11 protein-coding genes are annotated in these 8,003 nt (G+C 43.7%); 9 read left to right on the forward strand and 2 right to left on the reverse strand.

Annotated features, from left to right (window positions below):
* Together I8752_RS20575 and I8752_RS20580 are read right to left on the reverse strand one after the other, a co-directional pair.
* On the reverse strand, positions 1–204 hold a 204-nt coding region (locus I8752_RS20575), incomplete at its 3' end, for a transposase (RefSeq protein WP_214434153.1).
* Between the two features lie 408 nt (positions 205–612).
* Positions 613–822, reverse strand: a complete 210-nt coding sequence (locus tag I8752_RS20580; protein WP_214434154.1) for a hypothetical protein — start codon at positions 820–822, stop codon at positions 613–615.
* Between the two features lie 9 nt (positions 823–831).
* Between I8752_RS20580 and I8752_RS20585 the strand changes: the two genes are divergently transcribed.
* The 9 genes from I8752_RS20585 to I8752_RS20625 form a co-directional block, all read left to right on the forward strand.
* Positions 832–1,395, forward strand: a complete 564-nt coding sequence (locus I8752_RS20585) for a TetR/AcrR family transcriptional regulator (RefSeq protein ID WP_214434155.1) — start codon at positions 832–834, stop codon at positions 1,393–1,395.
* 215 nt (positions 1,396–1,610) lie between these two features.
* Positions 1,611–2,747, forward strand: coding sequence for a cytochrome P450 (locus I8752_RS20590; protein WP_214434156.1), 1,137 nt, complete (start codon positions 1,611–1,613; stop codon positions 2,745–2,747).
* 153 nt (positions 2,748–2,900) lie between these two features.
* Complete coding sequence (locus tag I8752_RS20595; protein ID WP_214434157.1) at positions 2,901–4,574, forward strand: alpha-keto acid decarboxylase family protein; 1,674 nt, start codon at positions 2,901–2,903, stop codon at positions 4,572–4,574.
* Positions 4,575–5,310: 736 nt separating this feature from the next.
* Positions 5,311–5,904 (forward strand): ParA family protein, encoded by a 594-nt coding sequence (locus tag I8752_RS20600; RefSeq protein WP_214434158.1) that lies wholly within the window; start codon positions 5,311–5,313, stop codon positions 5,902–5,904.
* The gene (locus tag I8752_RS20605; protein ID WP_214434159.1) at positions 5,901–6,299 is read left to right on the forward strand and encodes a hypothetical protein; all 399 of its coding nucleotides are present in this window, start codon (positions 5,901–5,903) and stop codon (positions 6,297–6,299) included. Before I8752_RS20600 ends, I8752_RS20605 begins: the two co-directional genes overlap by 4 nt.
* A gap of 117 nt (positions 6,300–6,416) precedes the next feature.
* The gene (locus tag I8752_RS20610) at positions 6,417–6,707 is read left to right on the forward strand and encodes a DUF2281 domain-containing protein (RefSeq protein ID WP_214434160.1); all 291 of its coding nucleotides are present in this window, start codon (positions 6,417–6,419) and stop codon (positions 6,705–6,707) included.
* Complete coding sequence (locus I8752_RS20615) at positions 6,707–7,150, forward strand: type II toxin-antitoxin system VapC family toxin (RefSeq protein WP_214434161.1); 444 nt, start codon at positions 6,707–6,709, stop codon at positions 7,148–7,150. Before I8752_RS20610 ends, I8752_RS20615 begins: the two co-directional genes overlap by 1 nt.
* Positions 7,151–7,400: 250 nt before the next feature.
* Positions 7,401–7,766 (forward strand): hypothetical protein, encoded by a 366-nt coding sequence (locus I8752_RS20620; RefSeq protein WP_214434162.1) that lies wholly within the window; start codon positions 7,401–7,403, stop codon positions 7,764–7,766.
* A partial coding sequence (locus I8752_RS20625; RefSeq protein WP_214434163.1) for a transposase occupies positions 7,745–8,003 on the forward strand: 259 nt, incomplete at its 3' end. The genes I8752_RS20620 and I8752_RS20625, both read left to right, overlap by 22 nt.

The following is an 8,003-nucleotide window of genomic DNA, read 5'->3' on the forward strand; positions in this document are numbered from 1 at the left end:
GTTGTATACCGTTGAACTTGGTGGGAAATCGCCTGGAAGCATATTCCATTGACATCCCGTTTTCAAATGATAATAGATAGCATTGCATATTTCACGCATATCTGTTGTACGTGGATGGCCTCCCTCTTTAGCTGGTGGAATTAAGGGAGACAGGATTTCCCACTCCATATTAGTTAAGTCTGTGGGGTAAAACTTTCGCGCCATGAGTAACTATGTAAATACACTGTCTACAAGGTATCTTATACTTGCCGTAACCTCTTTTTCCTCACTTTTAGATTTACTTTATAAATAGCCTCTCAAGTACTGTGGCGAGGTTGGTTAAAATTACACGACCTCTGTGAGGGCTGGCAGCTTGCAAAACAGACTTAACGGGAAAAGTCAGAATGCTTTCTAAGGGACTTCCTAGAAATTAATTATCCAAAATCTTAAACTACCTAGTTGACACTTTACCGTCTGGACGGTAATATAAATTTAAGCCGTCCAGACGGTATACCAATAGTAGATATTTGAATCCAATCTATATCAATCTTGGATTGAGAACGTTATGTTTACCATTGCAAATCCCTTTTTTGATCAAACTGCTTTGGGTTCCCATAGCAATTCGCTGCTGTCTCAAAATCCGCAGGTTCGACGTGCTACAGATTTGTTGGATGAAACTTTAGACTGTATGATTACATCCCACCGATTTTCAAACAGAGCAAGTTCACCCAATAAATCTAATCCTAGCCTTGCTGCCCCACAGACGAAGCAATGAGAGAAGATATTAACAATCTCGTTGCCAGACAAACTATGTTCGCCAGACAAATTATCTAGTTCCATCATTCAAGCTCTATGATCACTAGCAAAAAAACAAAATCTACGTCTGTCACCTATAATGCATTGCTAGAAGCAGCGGCGCGAGTGATGGTAGCTCATGGCTCAAAGGCATTGACGTTGGAGGCAGTTGCCCGCGAAGCAGGTGTCAGTAAAGGTGGATTACTTTACCACTTTCCCAACAAAGAAACCTTGATTGCTGGGATGTTGCAACAGCTAATTGATGAAAAGACAACATCACTCAAGTATGAATTAGAGCAAGATGATGCACCGAATACACCAGGACATTGGCTAAGAGCCTATATCCGCTCATTTGAAAATCATAATACTCACTCTAGTCCAATGCAATCGGCTTTACTTGCAGCGGTTGCGGAAAATCCAGAATTACTTAAGCCCTGGCAAGAAAAATTCGCTGATTGGCAAGGACAAATTGAAGCAAGTGGACTCGATCCGGCGATCGCTATTTTGATTCGTCTAGCGCTCAATGGTCTATCCTTCGCCTACCTCTTTGGTTTAGGAGTTCCAGAGGAATCTTTGCACAAGCAAGTCATTGAAATTCTGCTGAAACTAGCACAAGAGTAATTCGTAATTGAGACGGTCTTAAAAAGGCTTGATTTAGACGCTTTCCTAATTTGGTGTTTGCGTCTGGAGATTGTTGTCATACCTGTCTCGATTACATCTGGATTCAGCGCAACTCCGTAATTCCACAACAGATTTTTTTCTCGTAGATGATACGTCAGATAGTGCCAGCATCTGACTCACTTTAACTTGCAATTTTTGACACAAGGAGATTTGTCATGACTAGCGATTTACAATTTCTACCCACCGATCCACAATTTCTGCTGAATCCTTATTCCTGGTTCGCTAAAATGCGTCAGTCAGCGCCGATTTTCTATGACAAAGAGTGGCAAGCTTGGATGGTGTTTCGCTATGACGATGTGGAACGAGTATCAAGCGAATGGAAAACCTTTTCATCTAAATCGCCCCAACCCCTCGGCCGAGAAGATTTTACTCAGAGTTTGCCCCAGACCGATCCGCCTAAACATCAGTCACTACGCACCCTCGTACAAAAGGTGTTTACTCCGCATCGAGTCGAAGCTATGGAATCTCGGATTACCGAACTGACTCACGAGTTGCTCGATCAAATGAAGCAACACAAACAGGTCGATTTAATCCAAGCTTTCTCCTCACCTCTGCCGATCTTCGTGATTGGAGAAATTCTCGGTGTACCCGTTGATCAGCGGTCAGACTTCAAGCGCTGGTCAGACGGGGTATTAGCTAGCGATCCAACAGCGATAAAAAACATGGCTGACTATTTCCGCCAATTACTGAAAGAGCGGCAATCGCATCCAGGGCAAGATTTGATCAGCGATTTAATTGCGGCTTATGAAGAGGGAGAAAAGTTGACCGGACAGGAAGTTGTGGATTTTTGCATCCTACTGTTGACAGCCGGGAATGAGACTACAACTAACTTGATTACCAATACCATTTGGTGTCTGCATGAGCATCCCGATGAAAACCAACGCTTACGCAATGACTTGTCTCTATTACCGAGTGCAATTGAGGAAGTACTGCGTTATTATTCCCCGGTTACTTTTTTGAATCGATTCACCCAAGTAGAAACCCAAATTGGAGACCAGACAATTCCGACTGGGCAACTTGTGCACCCGTGGCTAGCTTCTGCCAATCGAGATGAACTTCACTTTGACAATGCCTCAAGCTTCATCATTGATCGAGAACCGAATAAACATTTTGCCTTTGGTAATGGAATTCATTTCTGTTTGGGCGCACCTTTAACTCGACTAGAAGCCAAGATTGGGGTCAAAGCTTTACTGGAGGAATTTCCTAACCTCCGCGTTGACTCAAAAGAGCCTCTTAAACCACTTCCCAATATCAGAGTACATGGACTCGAAAGCTTGAGTGTTTTGTTATAGAAAACGAATCAGCCCTGCTTTTAAAGTGGGGAGATCGTTTCAGTAGACCGACCCCCGGTTTGTGCCGTTGGCGTTGCAACGCCTACAAAATCTAATCGTGCATTGGGGGTCACATTGACCACACAACTTTGAAAGAAAAAAAGGAACATGAACATGTCTACACAGTACACGGTAAACTCGTATTTGTTGGATCGTCTCAAGGAATTGGGGCTTGGTCACATCTTCGGTGTGCCGGGAGATTATGCTTTCCCTTTGCTTGATTGCATTGAGAAAAATCAGGATATCTCGTGGGTCGGCACATGTAATGAACTCAACGCATCCTACGCTGCCGATGGTTACGCACGTATTCGAGGTATTGGTGCGTTTTTGGTGACTTGTGGAGTCGGAGAATTGAGTGCATCTTGCGGTGTCGGGGGTGCATACGCCGAAGGGGTTCCGGTGGTGGCGATCGCTGGTCATCCTGCCACACAAGCATTGAAGAAGGGACTGTTTACACACCACAGTCTGCACGGGGATTTTAGTGTCTTTCCCAGGATCTACAAAGAATTCACGGTGGCTCAGGCGCTCCTCACACCGGAGAATGCTTGTCAAGAAATTGATCGCGTCCTTGAGGCATGTTGGTTAGAGAAGCTGCCAGTTTATATTCAGCTTCCCAGAGATGTGGGAGGTCTGCCCGCAGAAGCGCCCACACAAAAGCTGGCATTGTCTGAGCCTGTGAGCGATCCAACGCAACTCGCGGCCTTGCTCTCGAGCTTGCTGCCATTGCTGAGTGCTGCACAGTGCCCCGCGATGCTCATTGATTCTCCGGTTGGTTCAAATCAATTGACAAAGCTAGTTGAGTCCTTCGCCAACAAGAGTGGCATTCCTTTCGCAGCAACCTTTACAGGCAAGTCGGCTTTACTAGATCAAACCCATCCCCAATATCTTGGGATGTACCAGGCAGGGATGGAAGGTGCTGTCAATCAACTGATCGAATCAGCCGATCTGCTGCTACGCTTGGGTATTCAGCACGATGAAACAAATACTGGATGTGCCGCCTTCGATTTGCAATCGCCTCACGTAGTAGATCTCCAGATCAAAAGCGCGGCGATCGCAGGATCTAACTATCCGAATGTGACCCTGCATGACGTGCTGATCGAGTTAAGCCAGCAGGTTCCCCACCGCGAGTTCGCCTTTAGTTCCCAACAGGCTCGCACCAACTCTGTGCCATTTGAGCCACAACACAATACCCCCATCAAGCAAGATCGCTTGTGGCAGCGCTTCGGTGATTTCCTTGAGTCAGATGATGTCGTCGTCGTCGAGCTGGGTACGTGTACTGTTGGGGCTACGGGGGTGACGATGCCAGCCCGCACCAGGATCGTGACTCAGTACACGTGGGAGGCGATTGGCTATACACTGCCGGCTGTCCTTGGGGCGCACCTAGCAGACCAGAGCCGCCGCCACTTGCTTGTGGTTGGAGATGGTGCCTTCCAACTTACTGCACAGGAACTCTCGACTATCTTACGCCATGAACTCAACCCCATCATCTTCTTGCTCCACAATAACAACTATCAGGTTGAGAACGCGATGCGGGTAGATGGGAAGCAGATGCACTATAACGAAGTTCAATCCTGGAACTATCATCAGCTGGCGACGATCTTCACACAGAAGCAAAAGCCATTGGGTCTCTGGGTCAGTACTGAGTCAGAGTTAGAGACGGCCCTGACGCAGGCTCACCAGGCTCAGACTGAGGGAAGATGTGTGCTGATTGAGGTGATGCTGGCTCCCAAGGATATTCCTTCCCAGTTAGCCAAGTCCTTAAATCTGCTAGAGCAGCAACAAAAGTAGAACTTGTAGCCTACATCATACTACAAGCGTTTTTGTCCACTACCGCAGACATAACCGTGATAGTGGACAAAGATATAAGATATTCTGATAATACAACTTTGTCCGATTGCAGACATAATAACGATTATTCTAATGCATCTTGTGTAACTTCGTAAGAGAGGTTGCCTACATAAATTGACATCGATTTTCTCCAAAATAAAAGCGCGTGTAGAGATTTAAATTTCGGAGAAAAGTCTGTAAATACCAAAAGGGGAAAGCCTGTCAATACTAAAAACAAAAATACTCACCGAATTAATTCTCGTTTTCTATGATGACATAGAAGCCAATTCGGGAGCATCCAATAGATGATTAGTTAACCAGTGATGATGTGGGTGCGATCGCTTTTCTCTTGAGTAGCTTGAGCCAATCGCCCATACAGCCATGAAATAATGGTGGTAAGATATACTGCTTATTATTTTGAATTGGCGAAAATATGAATTATTGAAAATACGTATTGCTGATAATTTGTATTATTGCCAATACAACTATAGTTAAACAACATGACAGTTAGGCGGAAAGTTAAACTGTCTTCTGTTCAGGTTTAGTCCATCCAAGCTGATGGTTGCTCCTTGGAAAATTTTAGAATTTTGAATTGGTGAAATTTTATATTGTCGCCAAGCTAACATTCTATAAATAAACAAATACAAATTTTCGCCATTTTAAGAGTAAACTAGCAGCATTTATTGGAGTACATCTCGTGATTATCACCCTTGCCAGTTTCAAGGGAGGTGTCGCCAAAACGACAAGCGCCATCCATATTGCTTGCTTTCTATCTAAGCATGGCAGCACTTTGCTAGTTGATGGCGACCCAAACCACAGTGCTACAGGATGGGCAAAGCGAGGAGCATTACCCTTTAAAGTTGTAGATTTACTACAAGCTCCTATGCACAGCCGTAATTTTGACCATGTGGTTATTGACACAGCTGCTAGACCAAGCCAGGAAGATTTAGAAGCACTCGCTGACGGATGCAATCTATTAATCCTGCCTACTACTCCTGATGCTTTAGCGATGGATGCACTGTTGCAGACTGTAGGTACACTCAAATCATTGGGTAGCGATCGCTATCGTGTATTGCTTACAATTATTCCTCCTGCCCCTCGCTTAACAGGACAGCAGGCACGGGAAGCATTGGAAGCAGAAGGAATACCACTATTTCAACATGGGATTAGACGATTTGCTGCTTATGAAAAAGCGGCACTGGAGGGGTTGCCAGTCTATCAAGTAAAAGACCGCAGCAGCAAAATAGCATGGCGCGAGTATCAAGAAGTGGGTAAGGAGATACTGTCATGACCAAGCCTAGCCCTTTTAAAAAATTATTTGAAACCAAAGAAGAACCACAAATTGAGCTAGAACAACCAACAGAAGCAACCGTAGAGAGTAACGTGATACAAACTCCAACACCACCCACACCAGCACCAACTCATTCTGAACCACGCAAACGTGGCAGACCTGCAACTGGAAAGCGGTCTGATGATGCTTGGATTGGGCGCACTTACTATGTCAAACGCTCAACAGATTTAGATGTAGAGGAAGAATTACTCAAACTCAAAAGACGTGGCGTAGAAATTGATAAAAGCGAATTGGTAGATTTTCTCATGGCTATCTGGGTGAAATGGCAGCAAGGTGAAAATATAGATTTACTAATTGACGAATTTACGCCAAGGCGAAATTCTAAATTAGACTGACCCCTTGTTGAATGCCTGGAACGCATTGTACTAAAGCTGAAAGAAACTACTGCAATAATGAAAAAGACTGATGCAGCTATTCCTGGATTTCCCATGCATCTTTAGGAGATACCCACTATGACTATCAAAGAATTGCTTCTTATCGAAATTGAATCCACCTCAGATACCATTCTGACTGAAACGTTAGACTTTTTACGCTTTTTGAAAACGAAGGAAACCCAAACACAGCCTGTTTCATCTGTGGCAGATTCTGCCGACCACACTCCAGTAAATTCCACAGGTCGCTCACTGCTCGAACACTTAAAAACAATTGGTCAATGGTCAGGCGATGATTTACAAGAGTGTTTTGAGCTAGTTTATGCCACTCGTGGCAAAGCCAAATTTGATTACGACAACCCCTTTGAATAATGTACTTGTTAGATACAAATCACTGTAGTCAAGCAATTCTTGGTAATGCCAATGTGCTTCGTCGCCTTGCGGAGGTGGAAAATTCTGTGATTACAACCTGCGCCATCGTTCAAGGGGAACTGATAGACATGGTAGAACGTTCTCAACGCAAGGAAAGTAACTTAGCCTTCATTGATCGTTTTCTAACGGGTATATACATCCACAACGTTGATGGATTTACTGCTACTATCTACGGGCAACTGAAAGCCGCTTTATTCAATCAATTTGCACCGAAAGAGAAAAGTAAGCGGAGAAAAACGAAAATCACTGATCTAGGCTTTGATGAAAATGATCTTTGGATTGCTGCTGTAGCTCTACAACACGGTCTTACCGTTGTGTCAGCCGACAGCGACTTTCAGAGGATTCGGGAAGTAAGGGCATTGTCCATTGAATCTTGGTTGTAAATTTTATGTACTTTGGGAGAGAGCGGGGAAGATTTATACTTAATAAATAAGTATAAATACATAATTTTCTTGACACCTTTTTCTTAAATCTTTATCTATTCTACACTGTAGCAATATTGACCCAACATTATTGCGAAGCTATGACAGAGGAAGTATAGTTTGGTTAATTTGGGTGCATCACCAAGAATCTGTCGAGCAGTTAACTTTGTTTTCAAACACTGAATTTAGCTCAAAAAACACATTAAAAAATTTGAGATATCTTCCACCGATTAACTGTAATAAGGTATTGCTAGAGAGCAAGTCACGAATTTTTGAATTTCAGCAGGATGAAAAAGAAAATAATTTAATTAGAAGACAAACAAAACTGTTTGATATCACATCTCTCCCTTGCGAATGTCAGCTAGATCCTGATACTATTAACCCTTTGACTTTGCCGCTCCAGCCATTAAATTTTGCTACAGAAGTTAATCAATTTGATAACGCTTGCATTTATTTTATTTTAGATAAAGCACTTCCGTTAATTTTATATAGAACCCATTTGACATCTTTTACTATCTTGAAGTACAGTTACCGCAAAAGCCGTATCCAGCAGTCATGCCGTACTCTAGCAGCCTAACAGACGAAGAGTGGGAAATCCTTGAACCCCTACTGCCGACTATATTGCCACCTAAGAAGCAGACCAGACCCTCCAATTGGACAAAAAGAGAACTCTTAGATGGCATCTTCTATCAACTGAAGAATGGCTGTAATTGGGAAGACTTGCCCAAGGACTTGCCCCCCTACTCAACCGTATATTGGCATTACAAGCAGTGGCGGGCATCTGGAGCGATCGACAAACTGATGAGCATCTTAC

It is taken from the genome of Dendronalium phyllosphericum CENA369, from assembly GCF_016056275.1.
Lineage (GTDB): Bacteria > Cyanobacteriota > Cyanobacteriia > Cyanobacteriales > Nostocaceae > Dendronalium > Dendronalium phyllosphericum.

Bases quoted from the DNA above. Each gene is read 5' to 3' on its own strand.
- I8752_RS20580 (WP_214434154.1), bottom strand. From the start codon at position 822: ATGATGGAACTAGATAATTTGTCTGGCGAACATAGTTTGTCTGGCAAC.
- I8752_RS20585 (WP_214434155.1), top strand. From the start codon at position 832: ATGATCACTAGCAAAAAAACAAAATCTACGTCTGTCACCTATAATGCA.
- I8752_RS20590 (WP_214434156.1), top strand. From the start codon at position 1,611: ATGACTAGCGATTTACAATTTCTACCCACCGATCCACAATTTCTGCTG.
- I8752_RS20595 (WP_214434157.1), top strand. From the start codon at position 2,901: ATGTCTACACAGTACACGGTAAACTCGTATTTGTTGGATCGTCTCAAG.
- I8752_RS20605 (WP_214434159.1), top strand. From the start codon at position 5,901: ATGACCAAGCCTAGCCCTTTTAAAAAATTATTTGAAACCAAAGAAGAA.
- I8752_RS20610 (WP_214434160.1), top strand. From the start codon at position 6,417: ATGACTATCAAAGAATTGCTTCTTATCGAAATTGAATCCACCTCAGAT.
- I8752_RS20615 (WP_214434161.1), top strand. From the start codon at position 6,707: ATGTACTTGTTAGATACAAATCACTGTAGTCAAGCAATTCTTGGTAAT.